Annotated in this window: 27 protein-coding genes; 11 read left to right on the plus strand and 16 right to left on the minus strand. The window is 58.1% G+C overall.

Annotated elements, in window-relative coordinates:
- Positions 1 to 5: 5 nt before the first annotated feature.
- From acpP to AAIA72_RS05465, 6 genes are all read right to left on the minus strand, one after another.
- Complete coding sequence (gene acpP, locus AAIA72_RS05440; protein ID WP_369602403.1) at positions 6 to 239, minus strand: acyl carrier protein; 234 nt, start codon at positions 237 to 239, stop codon at positions 6 to 8.
- Between the two features lie 90 nt (positions 240 to 329).
- Positions 330 to 1,055: a 3-oxoacyl-ACP reductase FabG gene (fabG, locus tag AAIA72_RS05445; protein WP_369602404.1), complete on the minus strand. Its 726-nt coding sequence runs from the start codon at positions 1,053 to 1,055 to the stop codon at positions 330 to 332.
- Entirely contained in the window at positions 1,052 to 1,975 is a 924-nt protein-coding gene (fabD, locus tag AAIA72_RS05450; RefSeq protein ID WP_369602405.1) for an ACP S-malonyltransferase, read from the minus strand. The genes fabG and fabD overlap by 4 nt, the downstream gene beginning before the upstream one ends.
- Positions 1,976 to 2,068: 93 nt before the next feature.
- Positions 2,069 to 3,067 (minus strand): phosphate acyltransferase PlsX, encoded by a 999-nt coding sequence (gene plsX / locus AAIA72_RS05455; protein WP_369602406.1) that lies wholly within the window; start codon positions 3,065 to 3,067, stop codon positions 2,069 to 2,071.
- 16 nt (positions 3,068 to 3,083) lie between these two features.
- The gene (rpmF, locus tag AAIA72_RS05460) at positions 3,084 to 3,263 is read right to left on the minus strand and encodes a 50S ribosomal protein L32 (protein ID WP_369602407.1); all 180 of its coding nucleotides are present in this window, start codon (positions 3,261 to 3,263) and stop codon (positions 3,084 to 3,086) included.
- Between the two features lie 45 nt (positions 3,264 to 3,308).
- Positions 3,309 to 3,839: a DUF177 domain-containing protein gene (locus tag AAIA72_RS05465; RefSeq protein ID WP_369602408.1), complete on the minus strand. Its 531-nt coding sequence runs from the start codon at positions 3,837 to 3,839 to the stop codon at positions 3,309 to 3,311.
- Between the two features lie 87 nt (positions 3,840 to 3,926).
- Here AAIA72_RS05465 and AAIA72_RS05470 point away from each other — a divergent pair, with 87 nt between their 5' ends.
- Positions 3,927 to 4,505, plus strand: coding sequence for a nucleoside triphosphate pyrophosphatase (locus tag AAIA72_RS05470; protein ID WP_369602409.1), 579 nt, complete (start codon positions 3,927 to 3,929; stop codon positions 4,503 to 4,505).
- 6 nt (positions 4,506 to 4,511) lie between these two features.
- Here AAIA72_RS05470 and sppA read toward each other — a convergent pair whose 3' ends face one another.
- From sppA to AAIA72_RS05485, 3 genes are read right to left on the minus strand one after another with little or no spacing between them, the layout of a single operon-like run.
- Positions 4,512 to 5,462 carry a signal peptide peptidase SppA gene (sppA, locus tag AAIA72_RS05475; RefSeq protein WP_369602410.1) on the minus strand — a complete coding sequence of 317 codons (951 nt, stop codon included), beginning with the start codon at positions 5,460 to 5,462 and terminating at the stop codon, positions 4,512 to 4,514.
- Positions 5,463 to 5,477: 15 nt separating this feature from the next.
- Entirely contained in the window at positions 5,478 to 6,146 is a 669-nt protein-coding gene (locus AAIA72_RS05480) for an HAD family hydrolase (RefSeq protein ID WP_369602411.1), read from the minus strand.
- Positions 6,133 to 7,023: an RluA family pseudouridine synthase gene (locus AAIA72_RS05485; protein ID WP_369602412.1), complete on the minus strand. Its 891-nt coding sequence runs from the start codon at positions 7,021 to 7,023 to the stop codon at positions 6,133 to 6,135. The genes AAIA72_RS05480 and AAIA72_RS05485 overlap by 14 nt, the downstream gene beginning before the upstream one ends.
- A gap of 554 nt (positions 7,024 to 7,577) precedes the next feature.
- On the opposite strand from AAIA72_RS05485, the gene AAIA72_RS05490 reads away from it, so the two are divergent.
- The 3 genes from AAIA72_RS05490 to AAIA72_RS05500 are packed head-to-tail and all read left to right on the plus strand — an operon-like array spanning position 7,578 to position 11,312.
- A complete protein-coding gene (locus tag AAIA72_RS05490) occupies positions 7,578 to 8,030 on the plus strand; it encodes a S1 RNA-binding domain-containing protein (RefSeq protein ID WP_369602413.1) in 453 nt (150 codons plus the stop codon).
- 8 nt (positions 8,031 to 8,038) lie between these two features.
- Positions 8,039 to 10,732, plus strand: a complete 2,694-nt coding sequence (locus AAIA72_RS05495) for an Rne/Rng family ribonuclease (RefSeq protein WP_369602414.1) — start codon at positions 8,039 to 8,041, stop codon at positions 10,730 to 10,732.
- 58 nt (positions 10,733 to 10,790) lie between these two features.
- Complete coding sequence (locus AAIA72_RS05500) at positions 10,791 to 11,312, plus strand: UPF0149 family protein (protein WP_369602415.1); 522 nt, start codon at positions 10,791 to 10,793, stop codon at positions 11,310 to 11,312.
- Here the strand turns inward: AAIA72_RS05500 and AAIA72_RS05505 are convergent.
- The gene (locus AAIA72_RS05505) at positions 11,294 to 12,418 is read right to left on the minus strand and encodes a phosphatidylserine/phosphatidylglycerophosphate/cardiolipin synthase family protein (RefSeq protein WP_369602416.1); all 1,125 of its coding nucleotides are present in this window, start codon (positions 12,416 to 12,418) and stop codon (positions 11,294 to 11,296) included. The two genes, AAIA72_RS05500 and AAIA72_RS05505, sit on opposite strands and share 19 nt — an antisense overlap.
- Entirely contained in the window at positions 12,415 to 13,254 is an 840-nt protein-coding gene (locus tag AAIA72_RS05510; protein ID WP_369602417.1) for a PHP domain-containing protein, read from the minus strand. The genes AAIA72_RS05505 and AAIA72_RS05510 overlap by 4 nt, the downstream gene beginning before the upstream one ends.
- 75 nt (positions 13,255 to 13,329) lie before the next feature.
- Between AAIA72_RS05510 and AAIA72_RS05515 the strand changes: the two genes are divergently transcribed.
- The 4 genes from AAIA72_RS05515 to AAIA72_RS05530 all read left to right on the plus strand — a co-directional run bounded on the left by AAIA72_RS05515 (position 13,330) and on the right by AAIA72_RS05530 (position 15,349).
- Complete coding sequence (locus AAIA72_RS05515) at positions 13,330 to 13,896, plus strand: septation protein A (protein ID WP_369602418.1); 567 nt, start codon at positions 13,330 to 13,332, stop codon at positions 13,894 to 13,896.
- Between the two features lie 2 nt (positions 13,897 to 13,898).
- Positions 13,899 to 14,201, plus strand: a complete 303-nt coding sequence (locus AAIA72_RS05520) for a YciI family protein (protein ID WP_369602419.1) — start codon at positions 13,899 to 13,901, stop codon at positions 14,199 to 14,201.
- Positions 14,198 to 14,884, plus strand: a complete 687-nt coding sequence (locus tag AAIA72_RS05525; protein WP_369602420.1) for a TIGR04211 family SH3 domain-containing protein — start codon at positions 14,198 to 14,200, stop codon at positions 14,882 to 14,884. The genes AAIA72_RS05520 and AAIA72_RS05525 overlap by 4 nt, the downstream gene beginning before the upstream one ends.
- Before the next feature lie 153 nt (positions 14,885 to 15,037).
- A complete protein-coding gene (locus AAIA72_RS05530; RefSeq protein WP_369602421.1) occupies positions 15,038 to 15,349 on the plus strand; it encodes a PilZ domain-containing protein in 312 nt (103 codons plus the stop codon).
- Positions 15,350 to 15,472: 123 nt separating this feature from the next.
- Here the strand turns inward: AAIA72_RS05530 and rraA are convergent, their stop codons facing one another.
- Together rraA and ppsA are read right to left on the minus strand one after the other, a co-directional pair.
- On the minus strand, positions 15,473 to 15,955 hold the full coding sequence (rraA, locus tag AAIA72_RS05535) for a ribonuclease E activity regulator RraA (RefSeq protein ID WP_369602422.1): 483 nt from the start codon (positions 15,953 to 15,955) through the stop codon (positions 15,473 to 15,475).
- A gap of 78 nt (positions 15,956 to 16,033) precedes the next feature.
- On the minus strand, positions 16,034 to 18,406 hold the full coding sequence (ppsA, locus tag AAIA72_RS05540; protein WP_369602423.1) for a phosphoenolpyruvate synthase: 2,373 nt from the start codon (positions 18,404 to 18,406) through the stop codon (positions 16,034 to 16,036).
- 164 nt (positions 18,407 to 18,570) lie between these two features.
- Here ppsA and AAIA72_RS05545 point away from each other — a divergent pair, with 164 nt between their 5' ends.
- The gene (locus AAIA72_RS05545; RefSeq protein WP_369602424.1) at positions 18,571 to 19,401 is read left to right on the plus strand and encodes a pyruvate, water dikinase regulatory protein; all 831 of its coding nucleotides are present in this window, start codon (positions 18,571 to 18,573) and stop codon (positions 19,399 to 19,401) included.
- A 25-nt stretch (positions 19,402 to 19,426) separates the two neighbouring features.
- Here AAIA72_RS05545 and AAIA72_RS05550 read toward each other — a convergent pair whose 3' ends face one another.
- Genes AAIA72_RS05550 through AAIA72_RS05560 form a run of 3 tightly spaced genes read right to left on the minus strand, consistent with a single transcriptional unit; the run spans position 19,427 to position 22,800 of the window.
- Positions 19,427 to 20,230 carry an insulinase family protein gene (locus tag AAIA72_RS05550; protein WP_369602425.1) on the minus strand — a complete coding sequence of 268 codons (804 nt, stop codon included), beginning with the start codon at positions 20,228 to 20,230 and terminating at the stop codon, positions 19,427 to 19,429.
- The gene (locus tag AAIA72_RS05555) at positions 20,149 to 22,356 is read right to left on the minus strand and encodes an insulinase family protein (protein WP_369602426.1); all 2,208 of its coding nucleotides are present in this window, start codon (positions 22,354 to 22,356) and stop codon (positions 20,149 to 20,151) included. The genes AAIA72_RS05550 and AAIA72_RS05555 overlap by 82 nt, the downstream gene beginning before the upstream one ends.
- A gap of 12 nt (positions 22,357 to 22,368) precedes the next feature.
- Positions 22,369 to 22,800, minus strand: coding sequence for a methylglyoxal synthase (locus tag AAIA72_RS05560; protein WP_369602427.1), 432 nt, complete (start codon positions 22,798 to 22,800; stop codon positions 22,369 to 22,371).
- An 89-nt stretch (positions 22,801 to 22,889) separates the two neighbouring features.
- Between AAIA72_RS05560 and AAIA72_RS05565 the strand changes: the two genes are divergently transcribed.
- A complete protein-coding gene (locus AAIA72_RS05565) occupies positions 22,890 to 23,378 on the plus strand; it encodes a hypothetical protein (protein WP_369602428.1) in 489 nt (162 codons plus the stop codon).
- Between the two features lie 155 nt (positions 23,379 to 23,533).
- A complete protein-coding gene (locus tag AAIA72_RS05570) occupies positions 23,534 to 24,880 on the plus strand; it encodes a PEGA domain-containing protein (RefSeq protein WP_369602429.1) in 1,347 nt (448 codons plus the stop codon).
- Positions 24,881 to 24,922: the final 42 nt, after the last annotated feature.

A 24,922-nucleotide genomic window follows, 5' to 3' on the forward strand; every position in this document is an offset into this window, starting at 1 on the left:
CTTGATTACTGATGTGAAACGATGAAGTCAATTGCGTCCTGAACCGTCGCAATCTTCTCCGCTTCCTCATCAGGAATTTCAATCTCGAATTCTTCCTCAAGCGCCATCACCAGCTCGACCGTGTCCAGCGAGTCTGCGCCCAGATCCTCCACAAACCGGGAGCTTGCCTGTACCTCGGACTCCTTGACGCCAAGCTGTTCACATACAATCTTCTTTACGCGCTCTTCTACAGTACTCATCGTTTTCCTCACTTTGTGTCAAACCAAGCACGGCTCGCGTGCTAGTCTATTAGAATGTCTCTCGCGGTTTCAAGTAAAAAACCACCTGATTCACATATACATGCCACCATTTACCGGCAGTACGACACCGGTGATGTAACTGGCCGCGTCCGAGGCCAGAAAACGGACTGCTCCGGCAATTTCGTCAGGTCTGGCAAAACGCGCCAGCGCCGTCGTGGCAATCATGGCTTCCCGCTGAGCCTCGGGAAGGCTTCGGGTCATGTCCGTATCCACAAATCCAGGCGCCACCGCATTGACCGTGATGTTCCGGCTGCCAAGCTCTCTTGCCAGCGATCGGGTCAGCGCCTCCATGCCCCCCTTGGATGCCGCATAATTGGCCTGGCCTGCATTCCCCATGGCCGCAACCACCGAACTGATATTGATGATCCGGCCACCCTTCGCCTTCATCATGCCGCGCATGAATCCCTTGCTGAGCCGGAATACTGAAGTCAGGTTGGTCTGAATGACGGCCTCCCAGTCTTCTTCCTTCATGCGCAACACAAGGTTGTCGCGGGTGATGCCAGCGTTGTTGACCAGTACCCAGGGTGCACCAAATTCATCCGATACCGCTTTGACAAATTGTTCCACATCCTGAGAATCCGACACATCCAGACGCATGCCCTTGCCACCAGCACCCAGGTAATCGCTGATTGCGACAGCACCGGATTCACTCGTGGCTGTACCCACAACAAAGAATCCATCAGCAACCAGGCCTTCGGCGATGGCACGGCCGATTCCCCGGCTGGCCCCTGTCACTACGGCCACTCTTTTCGTCATGACTGACTCCATTCTGCATAATTGGAGAGTGTAATCACTTCAGCATTGCGATCGATTTTTTTAACCAGACCCGCGAGCACCTTGCCCGGGCCACACTCGTAAAACTGTGACACCCCCTGCCCCAGGAGCCATTGAATACCTTGAGTCCAGCGTACCGGACAATACAGTTGCTCTACAAGATTGCGCTTGAGCTCATCCGGATCCGTCACCGCCTGTGCCACGGTGTTCTGAACAACCGGAATCCGGGGCGCCCTGAATACCACGGCATCCAGGGCTTCAGCCATCCTTTCCGCCGCGGGCTTCATCAACAGGCAGTGTGAGGGTACGCTGACGGCCAGCGGCAACACCCGGCGTGCACCAGCCGCCTTCAGCGCCTCTCCCGCCTCAGAAACCGCCTGCGCAGTGCCTGCGATGACGACCTGTCCGGGACAATTGTAATTGGCCGCCGCCACCACCTGACCCAGCCTTTCGGATACGGACTGGCAGATATCGGCCACTGCATCGTCATCCAGCCCCAGTACAGCAGCCATCGCACCCTCGCCTTCGGGCACTGCCTCCTGCATGAGCCTGCCACGCAGACGCACCAGCTTCAGCGCATCCACAAAATCCAGTACATCAGCCGCAACCAGCGCGGAATACTCTCCCAAAGAGTGCCCGGCAACCGCATCGGGCCGGGGCAGGCCGCCGGCTTCAGCCGCCTGCCAGAGGGCATGACTGGCCGCAAGCAGGACCGGTTGTGTAACAGCCGTCTGATTGAGCTGACTCTCGGGGCCTTCGTTGACCAGCCTGGCCACATCCAGACCCACAATATCTGATGCCGCCTCCCAGGCCGCATCCAGACGGGACTGAATGCCGCTCAGTGATGACAGCATGCCAACAGACTGGGAACCTTGTCCGGGAAAAATGTATGCAGTTTTCATGGGGCGTAAGGGTATCTTCAGCGAAGTTGAGACGTAATTAGATCAAAGTCGCACATGTTTTCCTACCTTTTCCCTGCAGAATCCGAGATCACGTCAAAGAATGTCATCAAGCAGGGCATTGACGTGCTCGGGAACACGGCGTAACGCTTCTTCACGAGCAAGCCGGATGGCACTGTAAAACGCCCGCGCATCCGCATTGCCATGGCTTTTGATGACAACCCCCTGCAATCCCGCCAACGTCGCGCCATTGTGTGTGGATGGGTTGAGAACATGGCGCACCCTCCGGAACACTGGCCGGGCCATCCACCCCAGAATTTTGGTAAGCACATTACGCTGAAAGGCCTGCTCAATAATCCGGACCACCAACTCGGCAACCCCCTCTCCGGATTTGAGCGCCACATTACCGACAAATCCGTCGCAGACCACAACATGGGCGATGGGCTTGAAGAGATCCCCACCTTCGACATAGCCGATATAATTGATGGCATCGCACTCTGTCAGCATGCGAGAGGCCAGGCGGACCTGTTCCGTGCCCTTGATTTCCTCTTCACCCACATTCAGCAGGGCGACCCGCGGGTGCTCAATCCCCTCGACTGCTTCAACGAGCGCAGCACCCAATACCGCAAACTGAAAAAGGTGCTCGGCACTGGAATCCACATTGGCGCCCAGATCAAGCACATAGCACCAGCTATCCAGCCCGGGAATCTTCTTGACGATTGCCGGCCTGTCAATGCCGGGACAGGTTTTGAGAATGGCCCGGGCAAGCAGCATCAGAGCGCCCGTATTGCCCGCGCTGACACAACCTTCCGTCACCCCTTCCCGAACCAGCCGCAAGGCCACGGCCATTGAGGAGTTCTGCTTCTTGCGCAGCGCATGGCTCGGTCGCTCATCCATGGCCACAATATCGGGGGCATGGTGAACCTGGATGCGGGGCTGCCTGGGGTATTGGCCCAACAGTGCGGTGAGTCCCGGACTGTCTCCGACCAGCGTCAGATGAAGATCATCGAATTTTTCGCAGGCCTGTAACGCAGCGGGGACCACGACCTCCGGGCCGTGATCCCCGCTCATTGCGTCAATCGAGAGACGAATCACGCTCTCCAAGAACGACTCACTCGCCGGCAGTTTCCACTACTTTCTTGCCACGATAGAAGCCGTCAGGTGTCACATGGTGACGACGATGCTTTTCGCCTGTGGTGGCATCTACGGACAGTGCCGGACCCGTCAGGGCATCATGAGAACGACGCATACCGCGACGTGAACGGGACTTTTTGTTCTGCTGAACAGCCATCTAATCTCTCCTGCATTTAACAGTTCATTCAAATCGGTCAAAAATCTAGTCGCCAAGCAGGGTCCGCAGCACGGCAAAAGGATTGTCTGCCGTTTCTTCAGCGCTTTCCTGCACGGGCTCAGCCACTTCTACAGCATGACAGCGATCATCGTCATGACAGGCATGCAGCGGCATGGCCAGCAATATCTCTTCTTCCAGTGCAGCCACCACATCCAGGTGCTGCTCAAGCAGCATGGGCTCACATTCCCTGGGCACCTGCCGGGCCTCTTCATCGGTCAGTGCGAAGGCGACGGATATCCGGCCTTCCACCCGGGTCATCATCGGCTCCAGACAGCGTTGACAGATCCGGGGCACCTCGGCCACAACCTGCCCGGCCATTCTCCGCCAGCCCGACTCATCCCGGCTGAACCGGAGCTCGGCCTGAACCTTCTGTTCCCCGAGTCGCTCATGACTGCCCGGCTCTACAGCCTCAACCACCCGCACGAGCCGGCTCAGCGGAAAGGTCACCGAGTACTGGTGCTCCGCTTCACATGCCCGACGAACATCCAGGCGATCCGGGATAGACTGCTTGATCATAAGCGCGCAATTTTAATGAGCCGGTGTTGCAAAGTCAAAGGCAAATCCGGATACTTTTTCGCCATCCCAGATCGAGGACGTACCGGCATGATTTTGCTTGCAAGCCAGTCTCCGTACAAGCGACAACAGTTATCAGCACTGGGTCTGCCTGTCAGCTTCTGCTCTCCGGACACAGATGAATCGGCTCTGCCAGGTGAACACCCCCGCGATACAGCACTGCGCCTTGCAGCCGCCAAGGCCGAGAACCCGGCCAGCGCCAACAGCACAGACTGGGTCATCGGCTCGGATCAAACCGCTCATCTCGAATCAGAAACACATCTTCTGCGCAAGCCGGGCAGCATCGAAGCGGCCATTGAGCAGCTCACATACTGTTCCGGGCAGACAGTACTGTTTCATTCGGGCATTGCCGTTCGTCCTCCCGGAACAAGGGCAGCCCGCGTGGCAGTTGAGACAGTCCGGGTCCGCTTCCGGAATCTGGACAAGGAGACGATCTCTCGCTACATCAGAAAGGAGATGCCACTGGACTGTGTGGGCGCCTTCAAGTGCGAGGGATTAGGTATCAGCCTGTTCGAATCCATTGAATCCCGTGATCCCACAGCCTTGGTGGGGCTGCCGATGATCGCCCTGTGCCGCCTGCTGCGCGAGGCCGGACTGACAATTCCGTAACAGACCTCAACGCAACTGAATGGCTGTTCCGGACGCCGCGCGATACAGCCCCTCCGCAAACGATGCCCCCAGCCGGGACACCAGAGTTTCAAAAGGATCCGGCCTCGGTGTGTAATTCACGGTCTCTTCCTCACCGACAATCTCCCGGGCCACATAACCGGCGCTTCCGAGCCCGTCTATCAACCCAAGCGCCAACGCCTGCTCGCCGGTCCAGACCAAACCTGAAAACAGTTCCGGTGCAGGCTTCAGACGATCCCCTCGCCCCTTCTTCACCTGCTCGATAAACTGCTTGTGCGTGGTATTGAGCACTTCTTTCCAGAAGGCCACTTCATCCTCTTTCAGCGGGCTGAACGGATCCAGGAACGCCTTGTGCTCACCGGCCGTGAAAATACGTCGCTCCACGCCCAGCTTTCTGATCGCCTCATGGAAGCCGAAACCCGAGGCCGTTACACCGATGGATCCCACCAGACTGGCCTTGTCGGCGTAGATTTCGTCCGCCGCCGCGGCAATATAGTAGGCACCGGATGCCCCCAGATCACTGATGACAGCGTACACCTTCTTGTCGGGATACTGATCCCGGAGACGTCGTATCTCATCATAGACGTAACCCGCCTGTACCGGGCTGCCCCCGGGACTGTTTATACGCAAAATGACCGCCTTGGCATTCTCTGCCTCAAAGGCATCACGAAGCCCCTGAACGATCGTATCCGCATTTGCCTGCTCATCGGCTGCGATGACGCCGTTAATGTCAATAACCGCCGTGTGCGGGCCGTGAACAAGACCGGAAGAAGGCGTCATGCCTTTTGCCAGAAGCACCAGCAACACGAACAAATAGACAAAGGTCAGCAGCTTGAAAAGAATTCCCCAGCGCCGCGCCCGCTTCTGCTCCCTGAAAGACTCCATAAGCATACGCTCGATCACCTGCCACTCCCGCTCACTCTGCGGTCGGTCGTTCATCCATTCACTCATCGGTTATCTGCTCTCCAGAACCTCAAAAAGTTGAGTCATACGCTCCAGTATTGCCAAAGGCTGCCACTGAATCAACCGTGACGGGTCATGGGCTCCATATCCGACAGCCACTGCCGGTACCTTGGCACGCTGCGCCATTTCCAGATCGTACTCGGTATCCCCGACCATGATCATCTCATGCGCCTCCAACCCCGTCGCAGCCCGGATATCCCACAACATCTGCGGATGCGGCTTGCTCCGGCTTTCGTCCGCACAACGGGTGATCTCGAACAGGGCAGCCAGATCCAGCCCCCTGAGCACCCGATCCAGCCCGGGCCGGCTCTTGCCGGTCGCTATGGCGAGACGATACCCGGCGGCACGCAGCCTTTCCAGTGTGTCCATCGCACCTTCAAACAAATCTTCCCGCGTGGGCGTGACGGAAAAGAAAATCTCCGCGTATGCCTTTCGAAAACTTTCGATATCCCTTGACGAACGCTCGCCGAACAGCGCAACGATGGACTCCCGCATCCCCAGACCGATAATGTTTCTCGCCGCGTCATCTCCCGGCCACGGCCAGACCAACTGATCTGCCGCTGTCTTCAGGGCATGAACGATATGTCCCGTGGAGTCCAGCAGGGTACCATCCCAGTCAAAGACCACCATGCGGACACGCTTGACGTCAGGCTTCTGCATGCCAATCCTCCAGCTCCCACGGCGCTTCAAATGTCATGGACCCCTTGCCCCAAGGGAAGGTCAGCTTGCGCGCGTGCAGACACAAACGGTTCAGTCCGCGCTTCGCCCACTCCCGATTGACCGCATCCTCCCCGTACTTGGTATCACCGATAATCGGACAGCCTGCAAATTGTGCATGCACCCTGATCTGATGGGTTCGACCTGTCAGCGGAAAGGCCTGAACCAACGTCACCCCATCCTCAAAACGTACCGGAACAAACCGGGTTTCGCTTGGCTTGCCATCTGCCAGGACACGAACAACACGCTCCCCGGAACGGAGCGTGTTCTTCTTCAGGGGGGCAGTAATCACAGACCTGTGCCTGGGCCAACGACCCTGCACCCAGGCCAGATACACTTTTTCGGTGGAGCGATCCCGGAAAGCATCGTGAAGGCGCATCAGTGCCTTGCGATTCCTGGCCATCACGAGGACGCCTGATGTGTCCCGATCCAGCCGATGCGCCAGCTCGAGAAAGCGGGCATCCGGCCGGAGTTCCCGAAACATTTCGATCACGCCAAGCTGAATTCCGCTTCCACCATGCACAGCGAGACCCGCAGGCTTGTTGACCACCAGCAAATGTTCATCTTCGTATATCACGCTATCCTCAAGCTGAGCAGCACGGGTTCCGGGCACTGCGGGCAAGGAACGCTCTGCGTCCTGCTTTACGGGAGGAATGCGCACTTCATCTCCCGCCTGCAACTTCTGCATGCTCTTGGCCCTGCGTCCATTGACCCGCACCTGTCCGGTTCGCACCAGCTTGTAAACGATACTCCGCGGAACCCCCTTCAGATGACCAAGGAGGAAATTGTCCAGGCGCTGCCCTGCGTGATCGCGGCTCACCGAAACGTGCCGGACCCCCTGATGTGTCTTGTCCAAATCAAATAACCCCATTGACAAAAAGGCTGGCGCCTGCAATTGATCGGCCCGGCCTTTACTGCTATATTCCAGAGTTGGAACGTCAGTCCCGCCACTGAACATACGGTCGGTGCATTATAAACGTTCCGGACAGGATTATTCAGTTTCCGTGCCTTTTTCTATGCACGGGACACTTTAATGAAGAAAACGGGCGATCGGGCCCGGTGAATTTGCGCGGCAATGCCGGCACAGAAAGCAATACAGGTTTTGATGAGTACCGTTTGTACAACAGAACGGTACTCCGGATTAACAGGCGGACACCTTGCCTGAATGCAGACAGACCCATACACCGGGCAGCCAGTCAGGCCGTCGCCAGGCGACACCTTGTGTAGAAGTAGTTAGCGCTGAACGCCCAGCCACTCGCGGGGCGCGCGATTTGGCATACCTGCTGGAAACAGGCTCTGCAGACAATCTGGGACCTTCCGCTGCATGTGCTGGCAGTGCTCGCGCCTGAACGACTCAGGAGCACTGACAGTTTTATGAAACGCATGCTGATTAACGCAACCCAGCCGGAAGAGCTGCGCGTTGCACTCGTGGACGGTCAACGGCTGTACGATCTGGATATTGAAGCCGCCTCCCGCGAACAGAAAAAATCCAACATTTACAAAGGCCGGATCACACGGATCGAGCCCAGCCTCGAAGCCGCATTTGTCGACTTTGGCGCCGAACGCCACGGCTTCCTGCCACTGAAGGAAATTTCAAAAGAGTACTTCAAAACCAAACCTCAGCGTGGCAGCAAGCCGAATATCCGTGAATTGCTGAGCGAAGGTCAGGAAGTTATCGTTCAGGTGGACAAGGAAGAACGTGGCAACAAGGGCGCAGCGCTGACCACTTTCATCTCCCTGCCGGGGCGGTACCTCGTCCTGATGCCGAACAATCCACGTGCCGGGGTATATCCCGCCGCATCGAGGGGGAAGATCGCGAAGCCCTGAAGGCCGCAATGGCCGGAGTCAACACACCCTCTGACATGGGGGTCATTGTACGGACCGCAGGCGTGGGCAAAACCACTGAACAGCTTCAGTGGGACCTCGATTATCTGCTGCAACTCTGGAACAGTATCGAGGCAGCCTGCGAATCACGCAAGGCACCCTTTCTGGTATACCAGGAAAGCAATGTTGTTATCCGTGCCATTCGCGACTACCTGCGCCAAGACATCGGCGAGGTACTGATCGACAAGCCGGAAGTCTATGAAGAGGCCCTGAGCTTCGTCCGCGCAGTCATGCCGGCCTTCGAAAGCAAGCTCAAGCTCTACACGGATGACATTCCCCTCTTCAACCGTTATCAGATCGAGTCTCAGATCGAAACCGCATTTCAGCGTGAAGTCAAATTGCCGTCCGGTGGCTCAATTGTCATCGATCCGACTGAAGCACTCGTCTCCATCGACATCAACTCGAGCAAGGCCACCAAGGGTGGTGACATTGAAGAAACCGCACTCCAGACCAACCTGGAAGCTGCAGACGAAATTGCCCGTCAGCTCCGCTTGCGGGATATGGGCGGCCTGATTGTTATCGATTTCATCGACATGGGGCCGGCCAAGAATCAGCGTGAAGTGGAAAACCGCCTCAAAAAGGCCCTGGAACTGGATCGCGCCCGGGTACAGGTTGGCAAGATCTCCCGCTTCGGCCTGCTGGAAATGTCCCGGCAGCGGTTGAGACCCTCGCTTGAAGAGACACGAACGGAAACCTGCCCGCGCTGTGCCGGTCACGGCACCATCAGGACGATTGAGAGCCTTGCCTTGTCAATTCTTCGACTCATCCAGGAAGAGGCATTCAAGGAGCGTACGGCTGAAGTCCGCGCCATCTGCCCGGTGACGGTTGCGACCTACCTGTTGAACGAAAAGCGGATTCAGCTGGCCCGGATTGAAAAGCGTCATGGTGTACGGGTATTGGTTGTTCCCAGCCAAACCATGGAAACACCATCCTTTGAAGTTGAGCGCGTTCGGGACGACAACGAGGAAGTCAATCAGACCAGCTACAAGCTTGCACCGGCCGAGGAGGATGATATCGAAATTCATCGCTCTGCCACCCCCACCGAGGCGGTTCGCCAGGAAGCAGCAGTTAAAAGCATCGCGCCTGCACAACCGGCACCTCCCGGAGCCGAAGCGACCAAACCGGAGCCGGCAGCCGAAAAGCCGCTGAGTTTCTGGGCCCGTCTGCGAGCCTGGTTCAAGGGCGAAACCGGTGCAGTCAAACCTGCTGCTCCCGCCAAGCCGGAACCGACAAAGCCGGTTCAGCGCCGGCAGGCAAGCGGTACCAGCTCCAATGTCAAAAACCGCAACAATCCGCGCAACCGCAACAGGCAGTCGGACAACCAGGAGTCTTCCCGAAACACTTCGGCGCGAACGTCTGACAATGCGCAACGCAAGGACGCCACCAAAGAAGATTCCGGCAATACAGCCTCAACCAGCAACCGGAGTGGTCAGGCAGGGCGCAAGCGCCAGCGTAACCGTAACCGGAATGACAACCGTACTGCGGCGCGTCAGGACACTCAGGAAAGCCCGACAGCCAAAGCGGGCAACACAGTTGAAACGGCATCCGGCGAAGCAGCGTCTGAATTTGCACGCCCACGCAGGGATCGGTCAAGCAGGCCGGCAGAGCCGCGTGATCGGCGACCAGTCACCACGGAAAATGCAGAACCGGTGACCGCTACAGAACCCCGTGCAGAGGCCTCCCCGGCTCCGAAGGAGATGCAGGCACCCACAGAGAGCACGGTATCGGCTCAGACCACAGAGCAGCCATCCTCCCCATCCGTCGGTGAGGAAAAGATCAGTACAGCAACGCAGGCAACGGCTGCAGACAGCGCAGAGCCGGCAGAGACCAAGACAGCAGGCTCCGGGTCATCGCCTGCCCAGGCGCAGCCCCGCTCTGAAGAGACGACTGATACCGCCGGCGAAAATGCGGGAGATGCCAAAGACAAATCCGGATCAGAGGGGCGCCCGTCACGCAGGCGCAGCCGCGGTGGCCGGAACCGCAATCGCAATCGCTCTGCGACAACCAGGGAGCAGCAGGACGACAGCCCAAGTGAAACAACGGAAAAGAAGGCATCCGAAACCACGACAAACAATAGTGAAGGCGAAGCAAAGCCGGTGGCAGACAAGGTGACGGATCAGCCAGAACCGACCACGTCACCTGAGCGCCCGTCCGAGCTCGTGCAGAAAGCGGCCCAGGAGACTCATGATGCAGAAAAAGCCAATGTGACCGCATCAGAAGAGGCGGCGCCAGCAGGTGAAAAGCAGCAGGGCTCCGCAAGGGGTACGGCATCCCGGACACCAACCGCATCACCGGTAGCCACACCGGTCGCCGAAACCAGCAACGAGACGCCTGCCACCGGGGCAGAGCATACCCCGGAGAAAAAGGCACAACCTGCCACCGATACGAAAGCTGAAGAGGCGTCATCACCGGAAGCCACCAAAAAGGACAGTCGCGAGAAAGCTGCCGAGATATCTGACGAGGAGACCGCAAGTGAGTCGGCACGTGACGCTCAGAGTCCCCAAACACCCCGCATCCCCTCCAGGCGGCGCGCCCCCAATGATCCGAGACTTCGCCGCCAGAGTCAGACCGGGCAAAGCGGGACCTCCGGCGAACAGCTGACAGATACAACAACTGAAGACAGCTCCGGTACGCCTTCCAATTGAGACCATCAGCCGGGCTTCGTGCCCGGCACCTTTCTCCACCCGACCAGGATAACCCAAAATGGATGACAGCCTGATCCAGTTACTAGAGGAACGCCTGTTTCAGGACAGCTATCCGGACGCACTGGATTTCTTCGGCGTTCACGGACTGCTGACAGCAGAAAGCATCGCTCAGACTTCCCTGGACGACGACCTGTTTCTGGAGCTGGTGTTTGGCGAAACACCAAAGTCACCCGATGCGGAACTTGCGCCCCTGAACGAAGCACGCAGGGCCGTGCGGACAGCGTTCAGTGCTGCACTCCTGGAGGACCTGCCACCCCCCCTGCCCCCGGAAGTCATGGAGGATGAAGAGGCACGGCTAAATTGGTGCTCCGGATTCATGGAGGCTGTGGATGGCGCCGGCCTGTTTCTGACGGAAGCCCGGGAGCAACAGGAGCAGATTGCTCAACTGCTTGTTCCGGTCGTCACTTTTGCCGAGGAAAACCCAGAAGACATCCCTGATGCGCTGGCTGTTCAGCTACTGGAGCAACTGCAGGATAACCTGCTTGACCTGTACCTGCTCATTCATGCCACCCAGAACTGATATAGCGTCCGTTCTACGGACGCAATAAGGCGCGCCAGCCAGCGCACCCATAGCGGTGCCTGTGCCAGCGGATCCCGATCGAGCCTTTGCGCTGATCTCAGCCAGCCGGATACCCGTTCGGCTGCCTGCCTGGCAAATGCCCGATCCCAGACTTCCTGATTCGCTTCCAGTGCGAGCATCTGAGTCCAGTGATCCAGGTTGCAGGATCCCACACTTGCCCAATCATCCACGATTACCACTTTTGCATGAATGAAACTCGGGGCATACTCATAGACCCGTACCCCGCGACGAATCAGCTTGCTGATGTGCTGCCAAGCTGCATAACGGACAGCAGGATGGTCGTTGTACGGACCCGGCACGAGCACACAGACATCCACTCCACGCCAGGCCGCATGCCGCAGTGCACGCCTCAGCCGCCTTGATGTCACGAAATAAGGCGTGACAATCCAGACCCGCTCCCTTGCCTTGCGTACTCGCTGCAAAAGAGACCGGAACAGATCCTGCCGCTGACGTCCCTGAGAAAAGGCCAGCCTGCAGACCGAAGTGCCGGAATCACCTGCTACAGGACGCATGGTCTCGACTTCGCCTCCGCAGCGACGCCAGGTTCGTGCAAACAAATCCGACCAGTGCGCTGTAACCGGTCCATCCACCTCGACACCCGCATCCATCCAGAACCCCATGCCCAGCCCCTGCCCCTTCAGACCTGCCCATTCATCTGCCAGCCCCCACCCCCCGGTGAGCAGCAGCCGGCCGTCGACCAGACACATCTTGCGATGATTTCGCCTCAGGTTGCTATACCAGGGAGACAAGCGTAACGGATTGAATATGCGCAGGTGACAACCGTGCCTCAACAGCATGCGGCTGGCCAGCCGAAGCACAGGTGCGGAGCCCACTGCGTCAAGCATGACATAAACCCTGACACCACGCTCAGCCGCCCGAACCAATGCCTTCATGACTGACCGAAAGATCTCGCCATCACGACAATAATAGGTTTCAAACAGAATGGTATGCTGTGCACTGTCCAGTGCCGCAAGCAGACGGGTATAGTACTCAGGACCTTCTATCCAGCGTACCGTATTTCCTGATACGGGCGGATAGGGCTTCACTGCAACACTCCCAGACGCTCCGCCAGACTGGGCATGCCTTCAGGCAGGCGCGGGTAGCGACCGAGAACAACCCAGCTTCCCGGCCGGTGAAAGTCACTGCCGCCTGACACCAGCAGATCCTGCTTCCGCGCCATCTCCTGCAACTGGCCATACCAACCGGATGAGATGCCCGGAGAGGCCACTTCCACGCCTTCTCCTCCCAAGGCCCTGAAATCGGCCAGACATTCTCTTAACCGGGTGGCCGTCATGCGGTATTTGACAGGGTGCGCCAGCACGCGGATACCGTTGCGGCTCAGGTGCATGGCCTCTTCAAGAGTTGGCCAGTGAGATTTGACATCCCCCATCCGCCCCTGTCCCAACCACTTGTCAAAGGCTTCAGCATGGCTTCTCACCACACCCCGCTCCACCAGTACCTGTGCAATATGAGGCCGGCCGGGTGTCCCGCCTGCCACCTCCCTGGACGCTGCCATCAGCCCGGAAACACCCAGCTTGCGTTCGAGCTTGAATACAATCCGCTCTGCTCTCAGGTGGCGGTTGCGCGACTGAAGTGACTCGAACTCCAGGTGTCCGGGATCATCGGCAGGGAAACCATACGTCAGTACATGCAGTGTCATGCGCCGCCAGACAACGGACATTTCCATGGCCGGGATGAGACGCACGTCAGAAGGGCGCGAGTCCATCAGCAACCTGACTGCCCGAAAGTTATCGTGATCCGTGATCGCCAGCGTCCGGATACCACGGCATCCTGCTTCCCTGGCCAGATCAGCGGGGCTGAGCGCGCCATCAGAGCAGGAACTGTGGCAATGTGCCTCAAATGAGTGAGAAACGGGAAACATAACCCTCTGGCAAGTTCAAGTTGCAAAAAAAATACAGTATGATCCCTCACACATGCATCGCCGATACTAACACTCATGAAGCTGTTTTTCGATTTCTTTCCCATCGTCCTGTTCTTTGTTGTTTTCAAAATGACCGGCGATATTCTTGCCGCCACGGCCGTGCTGATTCCGGCCACGCTACTACAGGTGGGCATCACATGGTGGAAGTTCCGCAAACTTGAGGTGCTCCATCTGGTCACACTCTTCTTTGTGGTGGTACTGGGCGGCCTGACACTGATCTTCCACGACCCCACCTTCATCAAGTGGAAGCCGACAGTGGTATTCTGGCTGCTGGCGCTGGCCTTCATGATCAGCCAGTTCCTGCCCGGCAAGAATTTCTATCAACGCATGATGGAAAGCAGCATTCAGCTTCCCGAACGAGCCTGGACCCACCTGAACACGTCCTGGGTGTTGTTCAATACGGCCATGGGGGGAGCGAATCTTTATGTCGCCTACACCTATCCCATGGACACCTGGGTCAACTTCAAACTCTTCGGCATCCTCGGGTGCACGGTTGCGTTTGTGCTGCTTCAGACGCTCTATATTGCCCGGCATCTCCCCGACCAGGACGCCGCTTCGCACTCATCTTCGGAGGATCATTGAGCATGTGGTATCTGATTTTTGCACAGGATGTTGAGAACAGCCTGCCGTTACGACAGCAGGCACGGCCGGCTCATCTTGCCCGCCTGCAACAGTTGCAGGACGAGGGACTGCTGCTGCTGGCCGGTCCGTTCCCGGCCATTGACGCCGAGAACCCGGGAGAAGCAGGGTTCACCGGCTCCGCCATCATCGCCGAATTCGAGTCACTTGAGGCTGCACAAAGCTGGGCCGAAGCCGATCCGTACTGCGAAGCCGGCGTTTATGCTTCCGTGACCGTCAAACCGTTCAAGAAGGTGTTCCCACAATGAAAACAAGGAATGTCGGGACCAGACTGGTACGTGCAATCAGCCTGATGCTGGCCTGCCTGGTGGCGTTGCCGGTACTGGCCGAAACCATGTATGTTGACGATACCCTTTATGTACCGCTGCGTGCCGGCGAGGGCTTGCAGTACAAGATCATTCACAAGGGCATCAAGAGTGGCACGCCGGTCGAGGTGATTCGCCAAAACCCCGATACCGGTTACAGCGAAGTCCGTACACCCAGCGGCATTACCGGTTTCATGCCAACCCGCTATCTGGTTCCGGAGCCGGTCGCCCGGGACAAGCTCAAGGCCTTGCAGGCCAAATATGATGCCTTGGTGGAAAGAACACGCACGGCCACCGAGCGGGAAAAAGAGCTGAAATCCACTATTGCCACACTGACGCAGGAGCGTGACAGGCTCCAGAAGGAAGTGGAGCGCCTTCAGACCGAACTGGCAGATATCAAGCGAGTGTCGGCCAATGCGATCCAGCTCGACAGCCGCAACCGTGAGCTGAGGGAGGAAAACGTGCGCCTGCGCAACGAAGTGGAACTGCTGACTTCCGATAACCAGCGCCTCAAGGACAATCGCGAACAGACCATGATGCTCTACGGTGCCGGGCTTGTGGTTCTGGGCATCCTGATTGCCATCATTGTGCCGAACCTCAAAAGACAAAAACGTTCGAGCTGGTAATTCATACATCCATACCAGATATGGTGTGCCCTGCCACCAGCGGCACACCATATAGCATACCCCTCCTGTTTTTTATAACGAATACTGCTTTGACAGTCCGGAAATCAAAGCGTATAAATCTAATCAGAACAACAAGACAGAAGGGGCCGCACCATGACTTCCAGCAGCATGCGCAACTACAATGAAAAGCGCGATTTCATTCGCATGAGGGTCGATTCCGAAGTCCAGGTTACCGACCCGGAATCCGGCAGAGTTTTGAAAGGTATCTGTCGTGATCTTTCCGGCGCGGGTATGTCCGTGGAACTGGACATGGCCTTTGAAGCCGGAGCCACACTGAAGGCGCTGCTACCGTCCAACAATGAAGCTTTCCCGCCACTGGAAAGCATCGTTCGTGTCGTCCGGTGCACTCCGAAGGATGAGGGTCGTTTCGAACTGGGCCTCAAGATCGAACAAATCAGCCGCTGAGCCTGATTTCCGTTCCGCTTCCTGAAAGGGAGGCGGTTTCGATCGCCTGAGAGCGGACAGAAGCTTGCGTCCAGAATGCGCCAGGTCAGGAAACTGCCCGGCGCATCGGGTGAAACCATCGGGTCAAAGCAATGCAACCGGCGAAACGATGATGCCGTTATTGTCGGCATACACCCAATGCCCGGGATGAAAGGTCACACCACCGAAAGTCACGGGAACATTCTGCTCGCCAATGCCCTTCTTCTCCGTCTTCATCGGGTGCGCACCCAGTGCCTGAACCCCCAGATCTGTCTCGGCAATGACATCCACGTCCCGGATACAGCCATAGACGATAATGCCTTCCCAGCCATTGCGGGCCGCTTCGGCAGCCAGCATGTCTCCGAGCAAGGCGCGGCGCATGGACCCACCACCATCCACAACCATGACCTTGCCCTCACCGGGCGTTGCCACCAGCTGCTTGACCACCGAATTATCCTCAAAGCACTTGACCGTCACAATCTGACCGCCAAATGCCTCCCGACCTCCGTAATTGCCGAACATGGGCTCAACGACCTGCACCTTGTCAGGATGTGCATCGCACAAATCCGGCGTCACGATATCCGTCATGCTCTTGTCTCCGTTTGATTCAGATCCGAAATGAAACACCGGCCACTCGGGCCGGTGTCTGTCAGTCATGAGTCTGTATTACTTGCCGTGTTTCTCGGCAAGGAAGAACCAGGTATCCAGGACTGAATCCGGGTTCAGGGACACACTGTCGATCCCCTGATCCATCAGCCATTTGGCGAGATCCGGGTGGTCGGACGGTCCCTGGCCACAGATACCGACGTACTTCCCTGCTTTCTTGCAGGCCTGAATGGCCTGAGAGAGCAGTTTGAGTACCGCCTCGTTCCGCTCGTCAAACAGATGCGCGACGATGCCCGAGTCGCGATCCAACCCCAGCGTCAGCTGGGTCAGGTCATTGGAGCCGATGGAGAAGCCGTCAAAGTACTCGAGGAACTGTTCGGCAAGCAAGGCATTGGCCGGCAGCTCGCACATCATGATCACGCGCAAACCATTCTCGCCGCGACGCAGCCCGTTTTCCTCCAGCAGTTCGACCACCTGTGCCGCTTCACCCACGGTCCGCACAAACGGTACCATGATCTCCACGTTGGTGAAGCCCATCTCGTTGCGAACCTTCTTCAGTGCGCGGCACTCGAGCTCGAAACAGTCACGGAACGCATCCGAAATGTAACGGGAAGCGCCACGGAAGCCCAGCATGGGGTTTTCCTCTTCCGGCTCGTAGATCGTACCACCGATCAGGTTGGCGTATTCGTTGCTCTTGAAGTCGGAGAGACGCACGATCACCCGCTTGGGTGCAAAGGCGGCGGCCAGTGTTGCAATGCCTTCAACCAGCTTCTCGACATAGAAGTCGACCGGCGAAGCATAACCCGCAACCCGGCGCTCGACGACCTGGCGGACATCCCGGGGCAGCGTGTCGAAATTCAGCAACGCCTTGGGATGCACACCGATCATGCGGTTGATGATGAACTCCAGCCGTGCCAGACCCACGCCCTCATTGGGCAGCGCCTGAAAGTCGAAGGCACGATCGGGATTGCCGACGTTCATCATGATCTTGAACGGCAGGCTCGGCATGGCGTCAACGGAGTTGGTCTGGCGCTCGAAGTCCAGCAGCCCCTCGTAGATCAGGCCGGTATCACCTTCCGCACAGCTGACGGTCACTTCCTGACCGTCCTTGAGCACGCTGGTGGCATCGCCGCAACCCACTACCGCGGGGATACCCAGTTCCCGGGCGATGATCGCCGCGTGACAGGTCCGGCCACCACGATCGGTCACGATGGCAGCCGCACGCTTCATGACCGGCTCCCAATCCGGATCGGTCATGTCGGTCACCAGTACGTCACCAGGCTGCACCCGCTCCATTTCACTGATGTCCTTGACGATCCGGACACGGCCGCTACCGATCTTCTGGCCGATGGAACGTCCCTCGACAAGCACCTTGCCTTTCTCCTTCAGGAGATAGCGCTCCATGATGTTGGCCGAGTCGCGGCTCTTCACCGTCTCAGGCCGGGCCTGCACAATGTAGAGCTTGCCGTCGTCACCATCCTTCGCCCATTCGATATCCATGGGGCGCTCGTAGTGGCGCTCAATTTCGATGGCCTGACGGGTCAGTTCATAGATCTCGTCGTCAGTCAGGGAGAAGCGCATGCGGTCCGCCGGATCCACGTTCACGGTCTTGACGGAGCGACCCGCTTCCGCGCTGTCTCCATAGACCATCTTGATGGCCTTGGAGCCCAGGTTGCGACGCAGAATGGCAGGACGACCGGCAAGGAACGTCGGCTTGTGGACATAGAACTCGTCGGGATTCACCGCACCCTGCACCACCGTTTCGCCCAGACCATAAGAGCTGGTGATGAAGACGACGTCACGGAAGCCGGATTCGGTGTCCAGGGTAAACATGACACCGCTGCTGGCAGTTTCACTGCGCACCATTTTCTGAATGCCCGCGGAAAGGGCCACCAGGCTGTGGTCAAACCCCTTGTGCACCCGGTAGGAAATGGCGCGATCGTTGAACAGGGAGGCGAAGACTTCCTTGACCGCCTTCTTGACATTGTCCAGTCCGACAATATTCAGGAAAGTCTCCTGCTGGCCGGCAAAGGATGCATCCGGCAGGTCCTCGGCAGTGGCGGATGAGCGCACGGCCACAGCAAGGTTCTCGTTGCCGTTCTGGAGCTTGATGAATGCCTCTTCCAGCGCCTTTTCGAATTCGGGCGGGAAAGGTGTATCCATGATCCACTGGCGGATGCGGGAACCGGTCTCGGCCAGTGCGATGACGTCATCCACATCCAGTTTGGCCAGTTCTTCGTTGATGCGCTGGGCCAGATTGTCCTGAGCCAGGAACTGTCGATAGGCATGGGCGGTTGTCGCAAAGCCACCCGGAACGGTCACGCCGGCGCCGGACAGACCGCTGATCATTTCGCCAAGCGAGGCATTCTTGCCGCCGACCCGCTCGACATCCTTCATCCCCAGGTGCTCAAACCCGATAATGTACTCTTCCAAGGCGCTTCTCCTCAAAGGTTGGGGAACCTTGCCCCCGATTGCACTCGTTACTGGTAGGTCTGAAAATTTTTTGGGCCCTAGTCTAGCACCTTTGGGCTTCTCTGTGTATGGTATTGACACGGCTTGATCCCCCATGACACCAGACATACAGGCTGAATCACACCATGCAGGAACCCCGTCCCGTCCGCACTGCGTTTTTCATTTCCGATGGTACCGGCATCACGGCCGAAGCGCTTGGCAATGCCCTGCTGGCGCAGTTTGACAACATCCGGTTCGAGAAGATCACCATCCCGTATGTTGATACGGAAGCCCATGCGCATGAAGTGGTGCAACAGATCAACCGGGCCAGCCGTCAGGACAGCGGCCCGCCCATCATCTTCGACACCATTGTCAACAAGGAGATCCGGGCCATCATTGCCCGCAGCGAAGGTTTCATGGTGGACATCTTCGGCACCTTCCTGGAACCACTGGAGCAGGCACTGGGCGCCAAGTCATCCTATACGGTGGGCAAGTCCCATTCCATTGCCAACGACTCCAACTACCAGCAGCGCATCGAAGCGATGAATTTCGCCCTGGAAAATGATGATGGTGCGCGTACCCGTTACTACGACGAGGCGGATCTGATTCTGGTCGGGGTCTCACGAAGCGGCAAGACACCGACTTGCATTTATCTTGCACTCCAGTACGGCATCAAGGCAGCCAACTTCCCTATCACCGAAGAAGATATTCAGGATCAACGCCTCCCCTCCCAGCTCCGGCCGTACAAGCAGAAAATTTTTGGCCTGACCATTGATCCCGAGCGCCTCTCCGTCATCCGCAACGAGCGCAAGCCCAATTCGCGTTATGCGTCGGTCGCCCAGTGCCGTTATGAGGTGGAAGAGGTAGAACTGATGTATCGGCGCGAGCGTATTCCCTACATCAATTCCACCGACTATTCCGTGGAAGAAATCGCCACCCGGGTGCTGATGCAGACCGGACTGAAGCGGCGGGTCTGAAGCCGCCCGCCGCAGGCCTGCCCCGTCAACCGTTCAGCTCAAAGCGCTCAAAGCCACGCGCTGCAAGGCTGGCGGCACCGGCTTCCGATGTGACCACGGCCTCGGCAGCCTCACCATTGGCCAGCCAGGTTTCGGCGACCCGCCTGAGATCCTCTGCAGTGGTCCCGAGCACCTGCTGCCTGAGCCCTTCCACGTAAGCATCCGTGCGGCCGAACAGGCGCTCCTGGTGCACACCCAGCGCTTCGCCGGCCGGAGACCGGGGTTTGTCGAGACCACTGATCACACCCAGAATCGCCTCTTCAAGCGCGTCCGGATCCACGGGGCTCGAGCACACCCAGTCGATGGCACGACGGAAGTCGTCGAGGGTATCGCCCAGACGGGGGTCCCGGTAACTGTAGAACTTGAAGACACCCGCGCCGGAATCCTGTGTCGCGCCGCCTCCATAGGCTCCCCCTTGCTCCCGAATCACCCGGTGCAGCCAGGCATTGCGGAGATAGTGACCGAGAACCAGCAGCGCAGCCTGGTCAGGATGCCCGCTGACAACACTCGGAAAGGCCAGCGCACAGAAATTGACCTGCGTGGTGGTGACCCAGGCTTGTTTACGGGGTACCGGGTCATTCTCCAGTGTCAGATCGCAGGCATGACGCGACCAGGCGTCAGGTTGCCAGCGCTTCGCCGCCGATTCCGTCCAGGCACGCACGGGCTCGGGTTCATCAACCAGCACCACCTCGGGCGTCTGAGCGGTGATCACTTCATAAAGCTGTCGAAGCCCGGCCAACCAGTCGTCAAAGACAGCCTGGCCCTGTCGGGCTGCATCATCCAGGGCCACCAGCTCCCGAATCCCCAGCAGCCCTCCCCCTGGTGGCTGAGCAGGGCAAGCGGACTGATGGCCGCCGCGGCAGCCATCATGGCATAGCTGTGCCCCGACCCCGTCACCGAAGCCAGGCGCCTGGCCCGTTCCTGAGTCAGAAGATCCCGGATCCGGGCAATCTCATCAAAACGCGTACGCGTGGCCAGATCCGTCAACAGGTCAGCCATGGCATCACGATTACGGTGGAGGGCCTTGCCGGTCAGCCCCAGATAGCCCTTGTAGGGCGCGTCAGGCCCGCACATCTGCCGGACCTCCGCATGAGCCCGGATACCACCACTCACCAGTGCCATCTGCCCCTGAAGCGCCATGTAATCCCGCTCTCCGGCCCCGATCTCACCCATTAGTCTGGACAACCAGCCCAGCCTGACCAGTTGTTCTGGCGAAAGCTCGGGGAGGGGGTAAACCAGCCGTGCATAAGCAATACCGTTGGTCCCCCGCGCATAGGCGGCCACGCCTTCCGGCGCCGGTGACAGGGGCTGTGGGCGGCGCAGGGATTTCGGCACATCCTCAATGGTGACCTTCGGCAGGCATCCGGCATCAGGCTGAGCGTTCTGACGCGCTTCCAGAATCCGGGCCTGCTCCACCAGACGGGCCTTTTCCTCCTCGTCCATGCCCGACTTTAGTTCTGCCAGCGCTTCCCGCAACGCAGCCTCTCGCCGGCCCTCAAGCCTGTCGTCGGCCCTGAGGGTCAGGGTGACCCGATGGGGATTGTCCAGCAGCCAGCGACGGACCAGTCCGGGCACATAACCCGGATCACGAACCTTCTCCCGAAGACTGGCCAGTGCAGGCTCCAGATCCAGCGCCCGGACAGGGTCACTGCCATGAACCGCATAGGGCAAGGCAGAAAGGATCAGATGCAGCCCGAAAGGATAGCCGTCACCGCTGATTTCCCGCTGGGACAGTTCCAGCTGATGCAGTACGGCTTCAACCTGATCCTGTTCGACGCCTTCCCGGACGATGCGCTCCAGCTCACTCAGGATGAGCGCTTCCACACGAGCCGAGTCCTCGGCACGAACTCCCTCCAGGCCACAAACAAAAAGCGTTTCCCGCTGTCCGTCCTCAAACCCGCAAAGCGGCGATGGCGCATCGCCCAGTTCGGTGGTCTCCAGCACATGCATGAGAGGCGAGGCACTGTTGTCGAGCAGCACATTGCTGAGCAGGTGGCCTTCCAGCACACCTTCCAGATCAGTGGCATCGCCGAGCAGCCAGCCGACAACCACGTGGTCCTGTCGCTTTCCTTCCTCCTTCGGCGCAGCATAGCCCTCTTCTACGCGCAACGGAGAAAAGTACCGTTTCTCCCGGGGAACGGAGAACGGCGCACCGTCCCCCTCAAACCGTGACAGGGCATTGGCCTGCAGGCGAGCCTGAATCTCGTGGGCCTGCATGTCACCGAACGTCATGACGATGGCGTTGCCGGGATGATAGTGCCGGGAATGGAACTCGCGCAGCGCTTCCCAGGTGAGATCAGGAATGCAGTCCGGGTCACCGCCGCTGTTGTAATGATACGTCGTTGTCGGATAGAGGTGGCGGGTGACCGCCTGCCAGAGCTGGGACACCGGCGAGCTCATGGCCCCCTTCATTTCATTGTAGACCACACCCCGGATCGTCAGCGGTGTGGCGGGATCATCCGGCTTCTCGAATTCCAGACGGTGACCCTCCTGGGCGAAGTCGAGCGGATCCAGCTTCGGAAAGAATACGGCATCCACATAGACGTCAAGCAGATTGAAATAGTCCTTGCGGTTGCAGCTGGCGAAGGGATAGGCCGTCCAGTCCGCTGAGGTAAAGGCATTCATGAAAGTGTTGAGAGAGCGCCGCGTCATCATGAAAAACGGGTCGCGTACCGGATAGCGTTCACTGCCACACAACGTGGTATGTTCAAGAATATGCGCCACACCCGTTGAATCCTGTGGCATGGTTCTGAAGGCAATGAGAAAGACATTCTCGTCAAAGTTGCCATGCAGATGGTAGTGCATGAGACCGGTCACGCGATGGCGCCAGGTTTCCACATCCAGACCCAGTGACCGGACATGATGTGTACTCAGATGTTCAAAGGGTTGCTGATCATTCTGTTGAGTGTGCGTCACAGTGACCTCTTATCAGATTTTGCGCTCGGTATAACTGCTGAAATCGGGGCGTTTGGGTTCGTACTGCTCGAACAGGGGCGACGTGAGCAGCATGTCAGCAGTCACCTCATTGGTTGCGGTGGGGATATTCCATAGCGTTGCCAGTCGAAGCAGCGCCTTGACGTCCGGATCATGGGGCATGGGTTCCAGCGGATCCCAGAAAAATATGAGCATGTCCACGCCGCCTTCGGAAATCCGTGCGCCAATCTGCTGATCCCCGCCCAGCGGGCCGCTGGCGTAGCGAATGACCGGCAGGCCGGTCTCTTCGGCAATGAGGCGGCCCGTCGTTCCTGTGGCCATCAGCGTACAGCCTTCCAGCCGCTGACGATGCCGGACGACCCAGCTCAGCATGTCCTTCTTGCGGTTGTCATGAGCAATCACGGCAATATTCTGAATCCTGCTCACATTCGTTCTCCTTCATCGCCGGTTTACAGCCGGCAGCGGGTTTGATACAACACTCCACCAGTTTACCAGAAAGGCCGGACAGGAAAGAGATGACCGTTCAGACGCCCTCGCCCTCCGACGGTTCCCGGACGGGGCCGATCAATGAAGCACTGCTGGAAGCCTATTGGGTGGAGCGTCAGCGTTACATCCAGGAAATTCGCAAGATACCGGAGATTCGCCGCCGTTTCTACCGGGAGCTGATGATTTACATTCTCAGGCGACTGCTGTGGTCTTTCTTCTTCTTTCCGGTCTTCATCGCGTTCTGGGTACCCTTGGTGCTGTCCAACTTCAATCTGGTCATCCTCATCCAGGGCATCATGCCCATGCTGCAGGACTTTCTCGATTCGGCCCCCCAGACACAGGCGGCAACCGTGGAAATGCTTCTGATTGCATGGCTTTCCGTGGGCTTCGCGTTTGCAGTCTTCGATCTGATTCTCACCCCCTTCCGTTCTCCCTACGAATATGAAGCGGATGTGCATATGCGGATCTGGGAAGAACTGCAACGCATTGGACAAAGCGAAACGACACCCTCCCCGTGAACCAATTCCAACCCGAGTGTGATGGCCTCTTCAATTCCGGAAACATAACTGCGTTTTCCGTTACAATTTGAAATCATGCCCGCTACTATAAAATGGTACAACTTGTACCAAATGATCTGTCGAAGGAATGATCGGCCCAGGAGACGTCAGCGACTATGGTGGATCTCAGACCACTGCTTTTCATCAATGCACTTTGCTTCATGCTGCTGGTCACAGCCGGCTTTGCACAGTTCAAGGCCGCCCAGAATCCGCTGACCCGGTCAGTAACTCAGGCTTCCACAGAAACACCGCAACCCCGGACTCAGCCAGAGTCCAAAGAGAAAGCGCAGGCTGAAGATGACGACACTGCGCTTGCAAGCTTCCGTGTTCAGGAGGATGTGAGCGTGGATGACCTGGACGAAGCCATTCTTTTCGTGGATCAGCTTCCCGACAAGCCGGCCGAGCCTGAATCTGCTGACAACACGCCCGCCAACCCCGGGCAGGTGGCGGCCGCTCGCCAACCTCAAGTCAGCACGGAACCCTCTCAGCCGGCCGCACAACCCAAGGCACCACCAGCACCCAAGGTTCCGGTCGTGGGATCTCTGGTTGTCCGGTCCAATGTTGTCGGAGACCGTGTCCGAATCAATGGCAAGGATGTAGGACCAACACCGGTCACACAAAAACTCAAGGTGGGCAGCTATACCATTGAAATCACCAAGCCCGGTTACAAGCCCTGGCGCACCACGTTGGACATGGCCGGCGGGGTGACACGTACCGTGGTCGCGGTACTGGAACCCTCTACGGACGTGAACTATGTGAAGGGCGTCTGGAAGAATGGTGTCAAGACCGGCCGCGGTACCTACCTGGCAAAGAATGGAACACGCTATGAGGGCGAATTCCTCAATGGCAAATTCCACGGGCAGGGTGAGCTGGTCCTTCCCGATGGCACCCGCTATCAGGGTGAGTGGTTTGAAGGGCGCAAGAATGGTTATGGTACGCTGACCCTGGCCAATGGGGACAGCTATACCGGCTATTTCCGGGATGACCAGTACAATGGTGAAGGTACGCTGACACTGGCCAATGGTGATATCTACACAGGCAACTGGAGCAACGGAAAGCTCAATGGTGAGGGGTCACTGACAGCAAGGGATGGCACCCTGTACGTGGGCGGTTTCGCCGACAACGAATATCACGGTCAGGGCTCGCTGACGCTTCCGGACGGCACACATTATGAGGGCACTTTTGCAAACGGCCTTTACCACGGCAAGGGCGAGCTCGTTTATGCGGACGGCAAGAAATACGTGGGACAGTTCTTCGAAGGCAAATTCCACGGGCAGGGCATCCTCAAGAACCCCAACGGGTCAAGCATCGAAGGTACTTTCAAGTTCGGCAAGCCTTATGGCATGGCCAAGCTGACCACACCGGAAGGTGAAGTGTTCACGGCCCGCAGCACGGAGCCCGGTGTCTGCTACCGCTGGAAGAGCTATCGCGCCACACAATGTCCACCACTGGAAGGCTGGTAAGAACCCCATGGAGCGCCTGATCAAAGGTCCGGCGCCAGAACA

It is taken from the genome of Thermohahella caldifontis, from assembly GCF_041153465.1.
Classification (GTDB): domain Bacteria; phylum Pseudomonadota; class Gammaproteobacteria; order Pseudomonadales; family Oleiphilaceae; genus Thermohahella; species Thermohahella caldifontis.

What these genes read in the sequence shown, in the direction of transcription:
- acpP (WP_369602403.1), bottom strand. Translation starts at nt 239, where the DNA reads ATGAGTACTGTAGAAGAGCGCGTAAAGAAGATTGTATGTGAACAGCTT.
- fabG (WP_369602404.1), bottom strand. Translation starts at nt 1,055, where the DNA reads ATGACGAAAAGAGTGGCCGTAGTGACAGGGGCCAGCCGGGGAATCGGC.
- fabD (WP_369602405.1), bottom strand. Translation starts at nt 1,975, where the DNA reads ATGAAAACTGCATACATTTTTCCCGGACAAGGTTCCCAGTCTGTTGGC.
- rpmF (WP_369602407.1), bottom strand. Translation starts at nt 3,263, where the DNA reads ATGGCTGTTCAGCAGAACAAAAAGTCCCGTTCACGTCGCGGTATGCGT.
- AAIA72_RS05465 (WP_369602408.1), bottom strand. Translation starts at nt 3,839, where the DNA reads ATGATCAAGCAGTCTATCCCGGATCGCCTGGATGTTCGTCGGGCATGT.
- AAIA72_RS05470 (WP_369602409.1), top strand. Translation starts at nt 3,927, where the DNA reads ATGATTTTGCTTGCAAGCCAGTCTCCGTACAAGCGACAACAGTTATCA.
- sppA (WP_369602410.1), bottom strand. Translation starts at nt 5,462, where the DNA reads ATGAACGACCGACCGCAGAGTGAGCGGGAGTGGCAGGTGATCGAGCGT.
- AAIA72_RS05480 (WP_369602411.1), bottom strand. Translation starts at nt 6,146, where the DNA reads ATGCAGAAGCCTGACGTCAAGCGTGTCCGCATGGTGGTCTTTGACTGG.
- AAIA72_RS05490 (WP_369602413.1), top strand. Translation starts at nt 7,578, where the DNA reads ATGAAACGCATGCTGATTAACGCAACCCAGCCGGAAGAGCTGCGCGTT.
- AAIA72_RS05495 (WP_369602414.1), top strand. Translation starts at nt 8,039, where the DNA reads ATGGCCGGAGTCAACACACCCTCTGACATGGGGGTCATTGTACGGACC.
- AAIA72_RS05500 (WP_369602415.1), top strand. Translation starts at nt 10,791, where the DNA reads ATGGATGACAGCCTGATCCAGTTACTAGAGGAACGCCTGTTTCAGGAC.
- AAIA72_RS05510 (WP_369602417.1), bottom strand. Translation starts at nt 13,254, where the DNA reads ATGTTTCCCGTTTCTCACTCATTTGAGGCACATTGCCACAGTTCCTGC.
- AAIA72_RS05515 (WP_369602418.1), top strand. Translation starts at nt 13,330, where the DNA reads ATGAAGCTGTTTTTCGATTTCTTTCCCATCGTCCTGTTCTTTGTTGTT.
- AAIA72_RS05520 (WP_369602419.1), top strand. Translation starts at nt 13,899, where the DNA reads ATGTGGTATCTGATTTTTGCACAGGATGTTGAGAACAGCCTGCCGTTA.
- AAIA72_RS05525 (WP_369602420.1), top strand. Translation starts at nt 14,198, where the DNA reads ATGAAAACAAGGAATGTCGGGACCAGACTGGTACGTGCAATCAGCCTG.
- AAIA72_RS05530 (WP_369602421.1), top strand. Translation starts at nt 15,038, where the DNA reads ATGACTTCCAGCAGCATGCGCAACTACAATGAAAAGCGCGATTTCATT.
- rraA (WP_369602422.1), bottom strand. Translation starts at nt 15,955, where the DNA reads ATGACGGATATCGTGACGCCGGATTTGTGCGATGCACATCCTGACAAG.
- AAIA72_RS05545 (WP_369602424.1), top strand. Translation starts at nt 18,571, where the DNA reads ATGCAGGAACCCCGTCCCGTCCGCACTGCGTTTTTCATTTCCGATGGT.
- AAIA72_RS05565 (WP_369602428.1), top strand. Translation starts at nt 22,890, where the DNA reads ATGACCGTTCAGACGCCCTCGCCCTCCGACGGTTCCCGGACGGGGCCG.
- AAIA72_RS05570 (WP_369602429.1), top strand. Translation starts at nt 23,534, where the DNA reads ATGGTGGATCTCAGACCACTGCTTTTCATCAATGCACTTTGCTTCATG.